The sequence below is a fragment of the Flagellimonas profundi genome (genome assembly GCF_017313275.1).
Lineage (GTDB): Bacteria > Bacteroidota > Bacteroidia > Flavobacteriales > Flavobacteriaceae > Flagellimonas > Flagellimonas profundi.
The window spans coordinates 72,028-89,265 of the sequence record NZ_JAFLNM010000002.1; the positions used below are offsets into that span (position 1 = coordinate 72,028).

Sequence of the window (17,238 nt, forward strand, 5' to 3'; positions counted from 1 at the left end):
CAATCTATTTTAAAACCTCTGTATTATAGAAATTTATGTATGCCTCTTCTGCTTCCTGCAGGGAAACGTAAGGCAGTACCGGTACGGAAAGATTATCAATATGACTTTTAAGGTCATCGGACAAATCCTCCGCGGCTAAAATAACGGCATCGGAATGATCTACGGCAACCTTTAACAAATTATTATACTCGGGATGGGCAAGTGAGGAAATCTCTTCTTTATCAATGCCATCAAAAGCAATTTTATCTATCATGGCACTATCCAATTCTCCCTCAAAATCTTTACCATAAACCGAGGTAACTATTTTACTTTCGGAAAACAACGGCTCATCCGCGTAGTATTTTCTCAAATAGAGCGGTACCATGGAGGCCATCCAGCCATGTACATGGATAATATCTGGAGACCAATTTAATTTTTTCACTGTTTCCACCACTCCTTTTGCAAAGAAGATGGCACGCTCGTCATTGTCGGGGAACAAATTCCCATCGGCATCGGCAAATGTGGCCTTTCTTTTAAAATATTCATCGTTGTCTATAAAATAGACTTGGATTCTTTCTTTTGGTATGGATGCCACCTTTATGATCAAGGGCATATCCATGTCGTTGATCACCAGGTTCATCCCCGATAAACGTATTACCTCATGTAATTGATGCCTTCTTTCATTGATGTTTCCGTACCTTGGCATAAATATGCGGATTTGCCCACCGTTACTGTTCACCATTCTAGGCGCTTCGTACGACATTAAGGAAACAGGATTCTCTGGGAGGTAGGGAACTAATTCAGAAGATACAAACAATACCTTTTTACCATTCATAAACACTTTCTTTTGTTTATCTGAAAAACATAGCTGCAAAAGTACAAAAATTATGCTGATTAGCAGTATTTATAGTATTTTTGCACCCTTTTGTACCTGTATATGAAGATATTCGACCGTAAAAAAGAACTTAACAACTTCACTTCGGAGGAGCGTAAAAAAGACCGTACCATTGGTCTGGTGCCCACAATGGGCGCGCTTCACACAGGTCATATCTCCTTGGTAAAAAAAGCACTTTTGGAAAACGACCTGGTCGTAGTGAGCATTTTTGTGAACCCTACCCAATTTGATAAAAAGGACGACCTTGAAAAATATCCGCGCACTTTTGAGAAGGATATTGAACTTTTGAAACAGGTTTCGGACAATATTGTGGTTTTTGCTCCTACAGTTGATGAAATTTATGAGGGGAAACTTGAATCTGAATCCTATGAGTTCGATGGTCTTGACAAAGTAATGGAAGGAGAGTTCAGAACTGGTCATTTTGATGGCGTTGGTACTATTGTGGAGCTATTGTTAAGAACCGTGGCCCCGGACAGAGCCTATTTTGGTGAAAAAGATTTTCAGCAATTGCAGATTATCCGGAAAATGGCCGAAATCAAGAACTTGCCGTATGAAATTATCGGATGTCCAATAGAAAGGGAACCACAGGGTTTGGCCATGAGTTCCCGCAACGAAAGACTCTCTAAAGAAACCCGCAAAAAAGCTGGCTTTATATACGATACACTACAAGCTGCCAAAACCGATTTTGGCACGAAAAGTGCTGCTTATGTAAAGGATTGGGTGAAATCCGAATTTGAACAACATCCTTTGTTTGATCTGGAATATTTCGAAATCGCGGACGAGAACACATTGACTCCTGCTTTAAAAATACAGGACAACCAAAAATACAGGGCGTTTATAGCCGTTTACGCAGACGGCGTACGCTTAATTGATAATCTAAGATTGAATTGATAATTTTGCACCATGCAAGTAGAAGTCGTAAAATCTAAAATTCACCGTGTAAAAGTTACCGGAGCGGATCTTAATTATATAGGTAGCATTACCATAGACGAAGATCTTATGGATGCCGCCAATATTATTAGGGGCGAAAAAGTGCAGATTGTGAACAACAACAACGGTGAGCGATTGGAAACTTATGCCATTCCGGGCCCTAGAGGTTCTGGAGAGCTGACCCTGAACGGTGCCGCCGCCAGAAAAGTGGCCGTCGGAGACGTATTGATCCTGATTACCTACGCCTGGATGGATATCGAAGAGGCAAAATCATTTAATCCAGCATTGGTGTTCCCCAACGAGGAAACCAATCTACTCAAGTAAATTTTGGGCAAATCCCTGAAAAAATTTCTTAAGATATTTGTACCCATCGCTTTTGGGCTGTTTTTGGTTTGGTATTCTTACAACTCCACCACACCGGAAGAACGAAAACAAATCATCCATTATATTTCCAATGCGAGCCCAATATGGGTGACCGTTTCCGTAATCATTGGCATATTGAGTCATATTTCAAGGGCCATACGCTGGAAATATCTTTTGGAACCGATGGGTTATCGCCCCAAAACCATCAACACCATATTTATTGTACTTATATCCTATTTTGCCAACTTGGGGATTCCCCGTTCAGGCGAAATATTAAGGGCAACCGCACTCACCACCTACGAGAAGGTCCCTTTTGAAAAAGGGTTCGGCACCATTGTTACAGAAAGGGTCATAGATCTTTTAATGCTTTTGATCATTATTATGATAACCCTGGTGCTTCAAACTGATTTTATTCTTGGGTTTCTGGAAGAACGGGGAGTAAACATTATCGGTGCCATCGGAATATTACTTTTTGGTATTGTTGGTCTCTTTTTAGGGTCGTACATCATCCGTAAATCCAAATCGCCTTTCGCATTAAAACTAAAAGGGTTCCTCAATGGATTGCAAGACGGTGTTCTGAGCGTTTTCAAAATGAAGAACAAATGGCCCTTCATTCTGCATACCCTATTTATTTGGACTGCCTATTTTGGCATGTTCTGGGTCATAAAATACACCGTGGAGGAAACCATACCACTATCCTTGGGCGAATTATTGGTCGCCTTCGTTGCCGGAGCCTTTGCCATGTCCACTACTAATGGTGGAATTGGTCTTTACCCTATTGCTGTCAGCGCTGCATTGGGAATTTATGGCATCAGCTCCATATCTGGAGATGCATTTGGTTGGATTATGTGGATTGCCCAAACGTTGATGGTGGTGGTTTTCGGTACAATATCCTTCCTTGTTTTACCGTTATTGAACAGAAATCGGTAAGCCCCAGCCGCCTAAATCTTAACCAATGAAAAAATGTCTATTTCTACTGATAGGCTTTACTTGCTTGAACATCAGCGCTCAAGTAACAAAAGAGATTTTTGAATCCTTCAAACTGCAAGAACGCAGGGATGTTTCCTACTATTTTCCCGAAGACTATACCGAAGAAAAATCATATCCATTGATTGTGGTTTTGGACGCCGAATATTTGTTCGACCTGGTTGTCGCCAACGTAAAATTCCAAAGCAAGTTTGATCGTATGCCCGAAGCCATCGTGGTCGGTGTTCATCAACTGCAGAACGATTTGCGCTGGGAAGATTGCGACTACGAGGATGTATCGGGGTTACCCACGGAGAAGGGCAAAATGTTCTACGAATTTTTGGGCACAGAATTGATTCCTTATCTAGAAACCAGCTATAGTATTGCCCCGTTTAAAATGTTCGTAGGTTATGATATCACAGCCAACTTTGGCAACTATTATCTCTTTAAGGACCGTTCCTTGTTCAATTCCTATATCAATATTTCGCCTGTTCTGGCAACCGAAATGGAAAGTAGGGTTCCCACCCGTTTATCCGAATTGGAGCAGACCATTTTTTACAATTTAATCGTGGAAAAACAACCTACGGACGATAGGCAGCGTGTCCTTCAAATGAACCATAGCATCAGCTCCATCACCAAAGAGTCCCTACATTACTTTTTTGATGAATATGAAAGTGCCGACCATACATCCATAGCGGCCTACGGTATAAGCAAAGCTTTTGATAACGTTTTCCGAATCTATAGGCCCATTACTCCTGCAGAATATAAATCCGACATCCTTACTTCCGAAGAACCCGTTTTCAATTATTTGGAGAATCGATACCAAACCATAGAAGACCTGTTCGGGTTTGAAAAACCAGTGGAACTCAACGATATTATGGCCATTTATGCTGCCTGCCTGAAAAAAGAGGACTATGAATCACTGGAACCATTGGCAGACCTTTGCAAAAAGGAATTCCCAGATACCATGATGGGCTTTTATTTCGAGGCGGAATACTATGAGTTCATCGGAGAACCCAAAAAAGCGTTCAAAACATTCGAAAAAGCATTTCAACTTGAAGAAATCGACTTTTTGACCAAGGATATGGCCCTCGAAAAAATTGATGCCCTTAAAGCAGACTTCGGGTATTAGCGGAATGGGTTCCTCGATTATTGGATTATTGGATGATTTCCCTTCTAAAAATCGAACTATCTAATAATCCAAACATCCAATCCATCATCTAAATCCATATCTTTAGGCCCCTCATTTAGTTTGAATGGCCAAGACCAAAACAGCATTTTTTTGTCAAAATTGTGGAGCCCAATTCCCCAAGTGGGTGGGGCAATGTTCCTCTTGCAAGGAATGGAACACCATTGTGGAAGAAGTCGTCCAGAAGGAGGAAAAAAAAAGTTGGAAGGCCGACAAGGTCGCCAGACAGGCCAACAAACCGCTACGGGTTTCCGAGATCACACAAGAAAAAGAACTCCGTTTGGACACATTGGACCAAGAATTCAACCGTGTGTTGGGCGGTGGGCTGGTACCAGGGTCGCTGACCTTATTGGGCGGTGAACCAGGCATTGGGAAAAGTACGTTGCTGCTTCAGATTGCGCTGAAATTACCCTATAAAATCCTATATGTGTCAGGCGAGGAAAGTCAACGGCAGATAAAAATGCGTGCCGATCGCATTCAACCCAATAGCGAAAATTGTTACATCCTTACCGAGACCAAAACTCAAAATATTTTTCAGCAAATCTCAACTATCGAGCCCGATTTGGTCGTAATCGACTCCATTCAGACGCTGCATACGGATTATATCGAATCCACTGCTGGGAGCATTTCTCAAATACGCGAATGCACTGCGGAACTCATCAAATTTGCGAAAGAGAGTCACACTCCCGTTATTTTGGTGGGGCACATCACAAAAGATGGCACCATTGCCGGCCCTAAGATTTTGGAGCATATGGTAGATACCGTCCTACAGTTTGAAGGCGACCGTAATTATGTATACCGTATTCTCCGTTCACTCAAAAACCGTTTTGGTTCAACCGCGGAACTGGGTATTTACGAAATGCAGGGAAGCGGGCTTCGCGAAGTCAACAACCCTTCCGAGGTATTGATTTCTAAAAATGATGAAGACCTCAGCGGCACCGCCATTGCTGCCACCGTGGAAGGCATGCGACCCCTATTGATTGAAATCCAAGCCTTGGTAAGCACCGCCGTTTATGGAACGCCACAACGCTCCGCCACTGGTTTCAATGCCAAAAGATTGAACATGCTCTTGGCCGTTTTGGAAAAACGCGCAGGTTTCAAGTTGGGAGCAAAGGATGTTTTCCTGAATATTACAGGTGGAATCTCCGTGGATGACCCTGCCATTGATTTGGCCGTTATGGCCGCCATTCTATCCAGCAATTCGGACATTGCCATTGAAAAAGGCGTCTGTTTTGCCGCAGAGGTTGGCCTTGCGGGCGAAATTAGGCCTGTGCAACGTGTGGACCAACGTATCCTTGAAGCTGAAAAACTGGGTTTCTCCAAAATCTTTGTTTCCAAAAACAACAAGATTGGATTGAAACAATCGGGCATCCAGATTCAAAAGGTGTCCAAGATTGAAGATGTTGTCGCCCATTTATTCGGATAAACCAGTAATTTCAGGTTTCTTTCTATATTTAGGAAACTTTCAAACTGCACATGAAAAGATATTTCCTTCTTGTTTCCATGGCCATTTTGGCCTCCTGCTCCAAACTAAATCTAAATAAAGCAAACAAAGCCTATTTCAGTACTTGGGAGCATTATTTGGGGGACCCCGAACGAACACATTTCTCCAACCTTGATCAAATCGATACCACCAATGTCTCGCGATTAAAGCTAGCCTGGAGCTATAAAAGCGGAGGGCTTCAGGAAGGAAGAACTACACAGATACAGACGAGTCCCTTAATGGTTGAAAATGTTCTTTACGGTGTAAATGCAGCCATCGAACTGTTCGCCATCAACGCAAAAACAGGAGAGGATATCTGGAAATTTTCACCAAAAACCAAAGATGAATCAGGTTTAGGACTGAACCGTGGATTGAATTATTGGAAATCCGATGGGACGGCCCCAAGCCGTATTTTTTTCTCCTCAGGACCAAAACTGTATGCCATTAATATTGAAACGGGCCAGCCCATTTCCGATTTCGGAAACAACGGCAGCATAGACCTACGAGATGGTTTGGGGAGAGACCCAAGCAAATTATCCGTGGTTTCCAACACCCCGGGAGCAGTTTTTAAAAATATCTTGATCCAAGGCACCCGAGTGGGCGAAGGACCTGGCTCTTCTCCAGGCCACATACGGGCCTACAACGTGCTTACAGGCAAAATCTTATGGACGTTCCACACCATTCCACAACCAGGGGAATTTGGTTACGACACTTGGCCTGCCGAAGCGTACAAAAAAGTGGGCGGTGCCAATAGTTGGCCTGGCATGGCATTGGACAACGAGCAAGGCATTGTTTACATCCCCACAGGTTCAGCGGCTTTTGACTGGTACGGGGGCGACCGTGAAGGAGCCAACCTTTTTGCCAACTCCCTGTTGGCGCTCAATGCGAATACAGGAGAGCGTATTTGGCATTTTCAAATGGTACACCACGATATTTGGGACCGTGATTTGCCCGCACCGCCCAATTTGGTGGACATTGTTCGGGATGGAGAAACCATTCCTGCCGTGGCGCAGGTTACCAAAAGTGGTCATGTATTTGTATTCAACCGAATTACGGGAGAGCCTTTGTTTCCTATTGAAGAAAAAACATACCCTAGCTCCACATTACTTGGAGAAAAAGCGTTCGAGACACAGCCCTTACCATTAAAACCTGCGCCGTTTGCACGCCAGATTTTAACGGAGGAGGATTTATATGCCCCAGACCGTACTGCTTTTGTGGATGATTTGGTACCGGGGAACGAAACCGATAATGCCCCAACCGTACTTGAAAAATTCAACTCCATAACATCCAAAGGGCAATTTATACCGATGGATACCACTGGAGTGATTCTATTTCCAGGTGCCGATGGCGGTGCCGAATGGGGCGGGGCAGCACTCGACCCTCGAAATGGGGTAATGTATGTGAATGCCAACGAAATGGCATGGATCATCAAAATGAAAGAAATTGGTGGCGATGCTGAAAACTCAAGTATTGGACAAAGTTTGGCGCAGATACACTGTGCAAGATGCCATGGTGGTGATTTACAAGGCTTGAACGGAATCCCTGAGCTTCAAAATGTGAAGATGCGATTGGAAATCGACTCCATAAAAAGCATTATCCAAAAAGGTCGTGGTGCCATGCCGGGCATGCCAAATCTTTCCGAAGAAGAAACCAATGCCATTACCGAGTTTTTAATGGATATTGAAGAAGTCAAAGATCATAGGGTGGAGGAAACAAAAATCGATGTGCCCTATTCTATTTCGAGTTTTGCAAGGTTTAAGGATGACAGAGGTTATCCTGTGGTAAAACCGCCATGGGGAACATTGAATGCCATCGACCTTAACTCGGGTGAATATTTATGGACCGTACCCTTAGGGCACGAGGAAAACTTAGAGGACCCCAATGTTCCAGTTTCTGGGCTTGAAAACTATGGGGGACCGGTCGTCACCCAAGGTGGAGTGCTTTTCATTGCAGCAACCAAGGACGAAAAAATCCGGGCGTTTAACATGGAAACGGGTAAACAACTTTGGGAAGATCAACTGCCAGCGGGAGGATATGCCACACCGATTACCTACGAAGTCGATGGCAAACAATATCTGGTGATTTCCTGCGGAGGTGGCAAAATGGGTACGGACTCTGGTGATGAGTACCGCGCCTATGCTTTGGAATAGTTAAGGCGCAGGATTTGGAATAGCTTTGTGAATTTCCTCAATGCCCTCCAACACCTCATCGGACAGGTCCACATCAATACTTTCGATGTTTTCCTTGAGTTGCTCCATGCTGGTCGCGCCAATAATGTTACTCGTTAAAAAAGGTCTGGTATTTACAAAGGCCAATGCCATTTGTGCCAAGCTCAAACCGTGTTCTTTTGCCAATTCGGCATATTTTTTTGTGGCCGCAACCGCAGTATCCCCACTATATCTGTTGTAATTTGGGAATAAGGTCACCCTAGCTTTTCTTGGTGGAATTTCCGTAAGGTATTTTCCACTCAACACTCCAAATCCAAGGGGAGAATATGCCAGTAAACCTATCTGTTCACGCATGGAAATCTCGGACAGACCAACCTCAAAAAGTCGATTTAAAAGACTATATGGGTTTTGAATGGTGCGCATTCGAGGCAGGGACTGGTGTACTTTACTTTCTTCCAAGAAACGCATGGTGCCCCAAGGGGTCTCATTGGACAATCCCACGTGACGAATTTTCCCCTCGGCGATCAAATCCCGTAGCGTTTCCAATACTTGGTGGATATTATCGTCCCAAACATCAACAGCATGAGCATTAAATCCGCGTTGCCCAAAATAATTGGTATTCCGTTCTGGCCAATGGAGTTGAAACAGATCAATATAATCCGTTTGCAATCGCTTTAAGCTACCATCCACTGCATTGATTATGGATTCCTTGCTGAATCCAGTACTTCGGATATGTTTTGCGGCATGACCAGGTCCAGCTATTTTGGATGCCAATACCACTTTGTCCCGATTTCCGGTTTTTTTGAACCAGTTTCCGATAAGTTCTTCGGTAACGGCGTAGAGCTCCTTTTTTGCTGGAACTGGATATAATTCGGCCGTATCGAAAAAGTTTACACCTTGGTCTAGCGCATAGTCCATTTGTTCGTGCGCTTCATCTTCATTGTTCTGGCGACCCCAGGTCATGGTTCCCAAACAAATTTTGGATATTCGGATATCTGTATGTGGAATTCTAGTGTATTTCATTTCAAAAGTTTAGGGCGATCAAAGGTACTTAAACAAAAACATCAGCCTTTATGCCGATGCTATTTTTCGACTTCCAACAAAATGGGACAGTGATCGCTATGTTTTGCCTCCGACAATATCACGGAGCGCTTTAATCTATCTTCCAACGGATCGGCCACCATACCATAATCCAATCGCCATCCCTTATTGTTGGCCCTTGCGTTGGCACGATAACTCCACCAAGTATAGTTGTCCGGTTCTTTATTGAAATGCCTGAAGCTATCAATAAAACCACTTTTCATGAAATTTCCGATCCACTCGCGTTCCACGGGTAAAAATCCTGACACATTTTTATTGCGGACCGGGTCGTGAATATCAATAGCTTCATGACAGATATTGTAATCCCCACAAACTATCAGATTAGGTCGTTCTTTTCTTAGCGCTTCCGAATACTTTTGAAAATCGGCCATATAGGTCAATTTAAAATCCAAACGATCCATATTTGTACCTGATGGTAAATACATACTCATTACAGAAAGGTCACCGAAGTCGGCACGAATGTTTCTCCCCTCATGGTCCATATAATCTATACCTGTTCCGAATTCAATATGATCAGGCTCTTTTTTACAAAGTAAGGCTACACCACTATATCCCTTTTTTTGGGCACTGAACCAATAGTTGTGGGAATACCCCGCATCTTCAAAAACAGAGGTGTCCACTTGTTCCTCCATGGCCTTGGTCTCTTGCAAACAGACCACATCGGGACTTACCGTTTCCAACCACTCCACAAAACCCTTTTTCAGGGCGGCCCTTATTCCATTTACATTGTAGGATACAATTTTCATTCGTTCTAATTTGTTCAAAAATAGCCATTGTAAGCGGCTCCCTAAAATTGAATTTACCAATGGATATATCAATGAAAAGTATCAAAGTGTTCTTTCTTGATGATTTACCTTAATTTTATGAAAAAAAAAAATTCATCCTCATGACTGCACTAATTCTGATTGACACCCAGATCGGACTTCAGGAAACAGGCTTTTATGGCTCCGAACGGAATAATCCCGAAGCAGAAGAAAATTGTGGTAGAGTATTGCAATTTTTTAGACGAAAGCAACTGCCCGTTTTCCATGTGAAACACAATTCCACCAATATTGATTCCCCCCTGCACTCAAGTAAAATGGGAAACAATTTTCACCCAGCGGTAAAACCCTTGATCAATGAACCGGTTTTTGAAAAAACGGTAAATTGTGCTTTTATAGGAACCGATTTGGAAACACGTTTAAAAGTGATGGGCATAACCAATTTGGTAATTGCGGGACTGACCATTGAACACTGCATTTCCACATCGATCCGAATGGCCTCCAACCTCGGTTTCAATGTTGTTTTGGCTTCCGATGCCACCGCAGCCTTTGATAAAATGGGGTATGATGGCAATAAATATCCAGCAGATATTATCTTTCATGCGGAATTGGCCAACTTAAAGGATGAATTTGCAACCATTATGGATACCCACACCTTGTTGGGCGAACTTGATAAATCAATTGAATGAATCTCATACAAAAAGGACTCCCCCTACTTTTTACAATTTTCAATGCGCTTACCATAGTGGCACAGGACATCCAAAAAGATTCCATCACCCAACTGGACGAAGTAGTGCTCACCCAAGAGGCCATACCCAAAAAAGCAACGGGAATCACCTCTTCATCCAAAATAGCAGGTAAGACTTTTGAGCGGTTCAACCCTACGGACATTCCATCGGCCATCAATCAGGTTTCTGGAGTTTACATCCTTTCGGGCGCTATCAACACCAATCGGATAACCGTTCGGGGAATAGGGTCCCGAACGCCTTATGGCACCAATAAGCTCCGTATGTATTTCAACAGCATTCCGGTGACCAATGGTACGGGCTCCTCAACCATCGAGGCCTACGATTTTGAGAACCTAGGTGCAGTGGAAATTATAAAAGGTCCAAAAGCTACAGCCTTTGGTTCCAATCTTGGTGGGGCCATTTTATTGGAAACCAAAGCTTCGGTGGAGGACAAGACACAGCTCATCAATTCATTCACGATGGGGTCCTACAACATGCTCAAGGACAACCTTGGTTTTTCCCATTCGGAAGATGGTTTTAATTTGAGTTTTAGTTACAATCATTTAGAAACCGATGGCTACCGACAGAACAGCCAGTTCCAACGTGATGGATTGCTCTTGAACACCCGGTTCCGGACAGGGCAAAAAAGTAGTATGGCCTTTTTGGTGAATTATATCGATTACACCGCCCAGATTCCAAGCTCCATCAACCAGACCGATTTTGAGGAAGACCCTACCCGAGCAGCATCAAACTGGCTGGCTGCCCAGGGGTACGAGGCCAACAAATATATTTTAACAGGGCTGTCACACACCTATCAATTTTCTGAAAAACTTCAGAATACCACTAGTATTTTCTATAGCTATTTAGATCATTACGAGCCACGTCCCTTCAACATTTTGGACGAATTTACCAACGGCTATGGCTTTAGAAGTCGTTTCGCGGGCAATTGGGGAAAAGCGGATTTCACCTTTGGCGCAGAGTTTTATCGGGACGAATACCGTTGGGGCACTTTTGAGAATCTGTACGAAGAAAATAACGGCAACGGTAGCTTAGAAGGAGCTGTGCTTAGCGACAACACAGAATTCCGCAGGCAGTTCAACCTTTTTGGAACGCTGACCTACCCCATTACGGCCCAACTTTCTGCTCAACTGGGCCTCAACTGGAACAAGACCCACTATGATTTTAGGGACCTGTTTAACCAAGGGGATACCAATGCCTCGGCCAAGCGTAATTTTGATGCCATATTACTTCCCAACTTTGGGCTTAACTACCAATGGAAAAAAGGAAAGCTATACGCAAATATTAGCAGGGGATTTTCCAATCCTAGTTTGGAGGAAACACTGACCCCGGATGGTATCATCAACCCGGATATTGCCCAAGAAACAGGAACAAACTATGAGCTGGGTACTGAATGGATGCTGTTCAAGAAAAGGCTTTCAGCAAATATCACGGTATACCGAATGAACGTAAAAAACCTGTTGGTGGCCCAACGGGTCGGCGAGGACCAGTATATTGGTAGAAATGCGGGGGAAACCCGCCACCAGGGCATGGAGCTCGATTTACACTACAGAGGAAAATTCTCGCCAAGAATTTCCTTTACACCCTATCTCAGTTATACCTTGAACGACCACACCTTTGTGGATTTTGTCGACGGTGACAACGATTATTCGGGCAATCCACTTACTGGGGTTCCAAAACACCGATTGAGCTCAGGAATCGATTTTCGACATACCAATGGCCTACAATTGAACCTCACCCATCAGTTCGTGGACGAAATTCCGATGACGGATACTAATTCCATAAGCAGTGATTCCTTTAATGTGTTCCATGCCAAGTTGGGGTTCCGAAAATCACTTTCATCACAATTTAGTTTGGGAGTTAATGCTGGAATCAACAATATTTTTGATACCAACTATGCCCAGTCCGTATTGATCAACGCTGTGGGATTTGGCGGGGCACAGCCCAGGTATTATTACCCTGGAAATGGTCGGAATTATTTTGGAGGACTTCAATTAAACTATGTTTTTTAACTATGCTTCAAAATAGAAAGGCCTATTTTTAATAATACAAATAGGTTGACTATGAATGAGGTAGACCGATATATTTCAAGGTTTCCGGAAGAAGTTCAACAGCAACTTCAAAAAGTTAGGACCATCATTAAAAAAATGGCGCCAAAGGCTACTGAGCAAATGGCCTATGGCATGCCAGGTTACAAAACAAACGGAAAACCTTTGGTATACTTTGCAGGATATAAAAACCATATTGGGTTTTATGCGACGCCGTCGGGACACGAAGCATTTCAAAAAGAGCTTTCCAACTACAAACAAGGAAAAGGCTCGGTGCAGTTTCCCTTGGTCCAACCCATACCTTTTGAACTTATTGAAAAAATTGTGAGGTTTAGAGTTGAAGAGAATGCTGACCGTAAATAAAATTTAATGACCCCAAGAATACAAACCCTGCCAGCTATGCTATTGGTCGGAAAAAAATCAATCACCTCGTTTGCCAACAACAACACCTTTGAACTCTGGCAAAGTTTTTCTCCTCGGAAAAAGGAAATAAATCATGCCATACATAGTGGTCTCTATGCTGTAGAAATCTATCCGACCACCACATTTTTTCAAAATTTTGACCCCACTCGGGAATTTCAAAAATGGGCAGCCATTTCTGTTTCCAAAATAGATAAAATACCAGAAGGGATGCAAAGCCTTACTGTTCCCGAAGGATTATATGCCGTATTCCCATACAAAGGAAAACCCAGTGAGGCCATGGAAACTTTCAGATATATTTATGGTGATTGGCTCCCAAATTCGGAATACGAAATGGACAGACGACCCTATTTTGCACTAATGGGCGACAAATACAAGGGGGAACATCCCGAATCCGAGGAAGAATTTTGGGTTCCTATCAAGAAAAAGTGAACCAATTTCAGGATCTTACAATAATGCTTTTGGATTGGTTGCTTCGATACATCATCTTGGGTTTAAGTGTTATATTTGAAATAATTGCTATTACCAACCAAAACCAACTGCTACTATGAAACGATCTTTTACACTCAGTTTAGCATTAAGCATTATTTCCACTATCACTTTTGCACAAAAGGACAAGGATAAAATTATTGCCGACCTCGATGCCAAAAAAGACCATTACAAGGAAATTGCCAAAGAACTTTGGACCAATCCTGAATTGGGTTATTTGGAAGAGAACAGTTCTGCCCTTCTTCAATCAGAATTGGAAAAAGAAGGCTTCACCATTAAAAAAGGTGTAGCTGGAATCCCAACAGCTTTCACAGCAACTTATGGTTCCGGAAGTCCAGTAATTGGGGTTCTTGGTGAATTTGATGCCCTTCCTGGCATGTCCCAGGATGCGGTGCCATTCAGAAAACCAAGAGTGGTCGACGCACCTGGTCAGGCTTGCGGTCACCATTTGTTCGGTACGGGCTCCATGGCCGCTGCCATTGCAGCCAAAGACTATTTGAAAGAATCTGGCAAATCGGGTACCATCCGTTTTTATGGAACACCCGCCGAAGAAGGAGGTTCTGGGAAAGTATACATGGTCCGAGCAGGTCTATTTGATGACGTGGATGCTGTGGTTTCTTGGCATGCAGGGGATAAAAACGCATCCAACCCAAGTACCAATTTGGCAACTATTTCTGGTAAGTTCCGGTTTACTGGACAATCATCACATGCCGCGATGGCACCAGAATTGGGTCGATCAGCCTTGGATGGCGTGGAAGGAATGAACGATTTGGTAAATATGCTACGTGAGCATACCACTGAACCCACCCGTATCCATTACGTGATCACCAAAGGTGGAGATGCCCCCAACATTGTTCCCAAAGAAGCTGAAGTGTACTATGTGATTCGCCATTCCAATCGAAAAGAGGTGAAAGCCGTTTGGGATCGTGTGGTAAAAGCTGCGGAAGGAGCAGCTATAGGAACAGAGACCGAAATGACCTATGAAATTATCGGTGGAACCTACGAGAAATTACCAAACGAGCCACTTTCTAAAATAATGCACGACAATATGACTCTTGTTGGTGGTGTTTCGTATTCAGCCGAAGACCTGGAATTTGCCAAAGAAATTCAAAAATCCTTGGGAGCACCAAAGCCCATTGAAAGCGCGGGAGAGATCCAACCCATGGAATTTACCTATGGTAAAGCCTCCGCCGATACGGGAGATGTGAGCTGGAATGCCCCAACGGCAGCCGTAAACACTGCCACATGGGTGCCTGGAACACCTGCGCACAGCTGGCAGGCGGTAGCCGCTGGAGGCACCGATATCGGATTTAAGGGAATGATGGTGGCCGCCAAAACTATCGCCCTCTCCGCAATGGACCTGTTCAAAAACCCTAAACTTTTGGAAGCTGTTAAAGCAGATTTCCAAAAGCGCAGAGGACCAGGTTTTACATATGAAGCATTACTTGGGGATAGGGAACCTGCACTGGATTATAGAAAAAATTAAACCATGAAAACAAACCTTCTTTTTTCTCTTGCCATTTTAAGTGTAATCGGTTGCAAACAAGGTGCACAAACAATTGAAGCCCCAGCCGCAAAGTTTCAGCATGATGTTACTTCAGGGGCAAAACCTTGGACCGGTGAAACATTTGAAACCACGGAGGGTGATTTTACTTTCGCTATTATATCCGACCTCAATGGTGGAGAAAGAGAAGGGGTTTACGCTACCGCCGTTGAGCAATTGAACATGCTCGACCCCACATTTGTGCTCAGTGTTGGAGACTTGATCGATGGCGGCACGGAAGACACCTTGCAACTAAAAAAAGAATGGGACTCCTTTGACGAACGTACGGCAAAACTCAATATGCCATTTTTTCATTTGGGCGGCAACCACGATCTCACCAATCCCGTGATGCGGGAATTCTGGAAAAACCGATTCGGGCCACGTTACTATCATTTTGTATATGAAAACGTACTGTTTTTGATGATGGATTCCGAAGACTACGAGGAAAAACGCATGATCGAAATCTACAATGCACGGGCCAAAGCCCTAAAGATCATTGATGGGGAAATAGAGGGTAAGTATGAGGATTCCGAATACTATCACATGCCCGAAAGACGGATTGGAGGTATGAGCAAGGCCCAATTGGATTATTTTACCGAAGTTTTGAAGGACAATCCCGATGTAAAATGGACCTTTGTGCTCATGCACAAACCCCTTTGGATGCGTGAGGATGAAAAAGGTCTAGGCCCCTTGGAAGATGTGTTGGCCGACAGAGAATATACTGTTATCAACGGGCATTTCCATTCCTTTTCCAATCAAATGCGGAAAGGACATAGCTATACCATTTTAGGCACTACGGGAGGCAGCCAAAACCCACAGGACTCCATGGCCTTTGATCATGTGAGCCTGGTTCGTATGGCCAAAAAGCCGGTGATCACACACCTAAAAATGGAGGGGATTTTGAATGAGCAGGGAGAAGTACCATTAAGAGATTAAGCTTTAAAGTTTGCATAACCACATGAATTGATGAGATTAAATTATACTTGTACCTTTTTATCCAAAATCCTTTTCAACCCTCTCAGTATGGTAACAACATTCTGAATTTCCTGTTGCTCAAAACTGCCTAGCTTCACATAAAATAGCATCTCTACCGCCAAGTCCAAATAATGGCCAAGTATTTCGGGTGTGCCGTAGCAATCATTTACCCAATCAGTCAATTCGGTGATTTGGGTTTCGTTCATAATTAAGACGATTTGGTTATATCTAAAGATATAAAACTATTTTACAATACTACTAATTAGTAGTTACTTATTAATAGCACACTTGATTTCTTTACTTTATGGACAAATCCAAAGAGATTAAGAAATTGGCTGAACGCATCAAATCCTTACGACTTAAAAAAGGCTATTCAAGCTATGAAAGTTTTGCCTATGATCACGGTATCCATCGTGCACAATATGGCCGCTACGAAACAGGCACCGATATTCAATACACCAGTTTGCTAAAAATCGCTCAAGCATTTGATATGACGTTGGAAGAATTTTTTAGTGAGGGGTTTGATTAAAGCGTCACCTTGAATTTAGTTCAGGGTCGCACCTAATTGATTCTAAAGTTTGCCAACAATCCCTATCTTAGTTTACTCATTTTTGAAACGAACTATGAGCAAGCTGTCTTCACTTATTCTTTTTATTTTGATTCTTTCCTGTGCCGAAAAATCCAAGGAAGAAGTAAGTTCGATCGATCCTGTGAACTGGAATAACCGAATGGCTGAAATAGCTAACCTCGATTCCCTTGTCAATGGAACATCTTATCTATCCATATATTCAGAAATTTATAGTGAAACGGAGCATCGAACACACAATCTTACCAGCACGATCAGCATGCGAAACACCAACCTAAAGGATACCGTATATATTAATAAAGCCGAATATTTTGATACCAAGGGCAGCCCGATACGGACATACTTTGATCGGCCCATCTACATTAAACCCATGGAAACCGTGGAAATTGTTATTGATGAGAAAGACAGATCGGGTGGAACAGGTGCCAACTTCCTTTTTCAATGGTCCATTAAACCCAACTCACACGAACCTTATTTTGAAGGAGTTATGATTTCCACATCAGGACAGCAAGGGTTGTCCTTCACTACTCAAGGACAGCGAGTGGAATAGTTCAATTGGACATACAAATGTCATAGTTTTACTCCCCCAATTATAG

18 protein-coding genes are annotated in these 17,238 nt (G+C 43.2%); 14 read left to right on the plus strand and 4 right to left on the minus strand.

Going from position 1 to position 17,238, the window contains the following annotated elements; translation table 11 throughout:
- Nucleotides 1-4: 4 nt before the first annotated feature.
- A complete protein-coding gene (locus J0654_RS09255; protein ID WP_207028204.1) occupies nucleotides 5-814 on the minus strand; it encodes a glycogen/starch synthase in 810 nt (269 codons plus the stop codon).
- A 102-nt stretch (nucleotides 815-916) separates the two neighbouring features.
- Here J0654_RS09255 and panC point away from each other — a divergent pair, with 102 nt between their 5' ends.
- The 6 genes from panC to J0654_RS09285 all read left to right on the plus strand — a co-directional run bounded on the left by panC (nucleotide 917) and on the right by J0654_RS09285 (nucleotide 7,955).
- Nucleotides 917-1,765: a pantoate--beta-alanine ligase gene (gene panC / locus J0654_RS09260; RefSeq protein ID WP_207028206.1), complete on the plus strand. Its 849-nt coding sequence runs from the start codon at nucleotides 917-919 to the stop codon at nucleotides 1,763-1,765.
- Between the two features lie 12 nt (nucleotides 1,766-1,777).
- Complete coding sequence (gene panD, locus J0654_RS09265) at nucleotides 1,778-2,128, plus strand: aspartate 1-decarboxylase (RefSeq protein WP_207028208.1); 351 nt, start codon at nucleotides 1,778-1,780, stop codon at nucleotides 2,126-2,128.
- 3 nt (nucleotides 2,129-2,131) lie between these two features.
- Nucleotides 2,132-3,097, plus strand: a complete 966-nt coding sequence (locus J0654_RS09270) for a lysylphosphatidylglycerol synthase transmembrane domain-containing protein (RefSeq protein ID WP_207028210.1) — start codon at nucleotides 2,132-2,134, stop codon at nucleotides 3,095-3,097.
- A gap of 25 nt (nucleotides 3,098-3,122) precedes the next feature.
- The gene (locus J0654_RS09275; RefSeq protein ID WP_207028212.1) at nucleotides 3,123-4,265 is read left to right on the plus strand and encodes an alpha/beta hydrolase; all 1,143 of its coding nucleotides are present in this window, start codon (nucleotides 3,123-3,125) and stop codon (nucleotides 4,263-4,265) included.
- Between the two features lie 124 nt (nucleotides 4,266-4,389).
- Entirely contained in the window at nucleotides 4,390-5,748 is a 1,359-nt protein-coding gene (gene radA, locus J0654_RS09280) for a DNA repair protein RadA (protein ID WP_207028214.1), read from the plus strand.
- A 50-nt stretch (nucleotides 5,749-5,798) separates the two neighbouring features.
- Nucleotides 5,799-7,955, plus strand: a complete 2,157-nt coding sequence (locus tag J0654_RS09285) for an outer membrane protein assembly factor BamB family protein (RefSeq protein ID WP_207028217.1) — start codon at nucleotides 5,799-5,801, stop codon at nucleotides 7,953-7,955.
- On the opposite strand, the gene J0654_RS09290 is transcribed toward J0654_RS09285, so the two are convergent.
- Both J0654_RS09290 and J0654_RS09295 read right to left on the minus strand, forming a co-directional pair.
- Nucleotides 7,956-8,996: an NADP(H)-dependent aldo-keto reductase gene (locus J0654_RS09290; protein WP_207028219.1), complete on the minus strand. Its 1,041-nt coding sequence runs from the start codon at nucleotides 8,994-8,996 to the stop codon at nucleotides 7,956-7,958.
- Nucleotides 8,997-9,055: 59 nt separating this feature from the next.
- Nucleotides 9,056-9,820 carry an exodeoxyribonuclease III gene (locus J0654_RS09295; RefSeq protein ID WP_207028220.1) on the minus strand — a complete coding sequence of 255 codons (765 nt, stop codon included), beginning with the start codon at nucleotides 9,818-9,820 and terminating at the stop codon, nucleotides 9,056-9,058.
- A 140-nt stretch (nucleotides 9,821-9,960) separates the two neighbouring features.
- Between J0654_RS09295 and J0654_RS09300 the strand changes: the two genes are divergently transcribed.
- The 6 genes from J0654_RS09300 to J0654_RS09325 all read left to right on the plus strand — a co-directional run bounded on the left by J0654_RS09300 (nucleotide 9,961) and on the right by J0654_RS09325 (nucleotide 16,017).
- The gene (locus tag J0654_RS09300) at nucleotides 9,961-10,524 is read left to right on the plus strand and encodes a cysteine hydrolase family protein (RefSeq protein WP_207028221.1); all 564 of its coding nucleotides are present in this window, start codon (nucleotides 9,961-9,963) and stop codon (nucleotides 10,522-10,524) included.
- Entirely contained in the window at nucleotides 10,521-12,593 is a 2,073-nt protein-coding gene (locus tag J0654_RS09305) for a TonB-dependent receptor family protein (RefSeq protein WP_207028223.1), read from the plus strand. The genes J0654_RS09300 and J0654_RS09305 overlap by 4 nt, the downstream gene beginning before the upstream one ends.
- A 51-nt stretch (nucleotides 12,594-12,644) precedes the next feature.
- The gene (locus J0654_RS09310) at nucleotides 12,645-12,992 is read left to right on the plus strand and encodes an iron chaperone (protein WP_207028225.1); all 348 of its coding nucleotides are present in this window, start codon (nucleotides 12,645-12,647) and stop codon (nucleotides 12,990-12,992) included.
- Between the two features lie 6 nt (nucleotides 12,993-12,998).
- On the plus strand, nucleotides 12,999-13,481 hold the full coding sequence (locus J0654_RS09315) for a GyrI-like domain-containing protein (protein ID WP_207028227.1): 483 nt from the start codon (nucleotides 12,999-13,001) through the stop codon (nucleotides 13,479-13,481).
- A 115-nt stretch (nucleotides 13,482-13,596) separates the two neighbouring features.
- The gene (locus J0654_RS09320; RefSeq protein ID WP_207028229.1) at nucleotides 13,597-15,024 is read left to right on the plus strand and encodes an amidohydrolase; all 1,428 of its coding nucleotides are present in this window, start codon (nucleotides 13,597-13,599) and stop codon (nucleotides 15,022-15,024) included.
- A 3-nt stretch (nucleotides 15,025-15,027) separates the two neighbouring features.
- Nucleotides 15,028-16,017, plus strand: a complete 990-nt coding sequence (locus J0654_RS09325; protein WP_207028231.1) for a metallophosphoesterase family protein — start codon at nucleotides 15,028-15,030, stop codon at nucleotides 16,015-16,017.
- Between the two features lie 41 nt (nucleotides 16,018-16,058).
- Here J0654_RS09325 and J0654_RS09330 read toward each other — a convergent pair whose 3' ends face one another.
- A complete protein-coding gene (locus tag J0654_RS09330) occupies nucleotides 16,059-16,262 on the minus strand; it encodes a hypothetical protein (protein ID WP_207029627.1) in 204 nt (67 codons plus the stop codon).
- Between the two features lie 98 nt (nucleotides 16,263-16,360).
- On the opposite strand from J0654_RS09330, the gene J0654_RS09335 reads away from it, so the two are divergent.
- Nucleotides 16,361-16,585 carry a helix-turn-helix domain-containing protein gene (locus J0654_RS09335; protein WP_207028233.1) on the plus strand — a complete coding sequence of 75 codons (225 nt, stop codon included), beginning with the start codon at nucleotides 16,361-16,363 and terminating at the stop codon, nucleotides 16,583-16,585.
- Between the two features lie 94 nt (nucleotides 16,586-16,679).
- On the plus strand, nucleotides 16,680-17,192 hold the full coding sequence (locus J0654_RS09340) for a DUF3124 domain-containing protein (protein WP_207028235.1): 513 nt from the start codon (nucleotides 16,680-16,682) through the stop codon (nucleotides 17,190-17,192).
- Nucleotides 17,193-17,238: the final 46 nt, after the last annotated feature.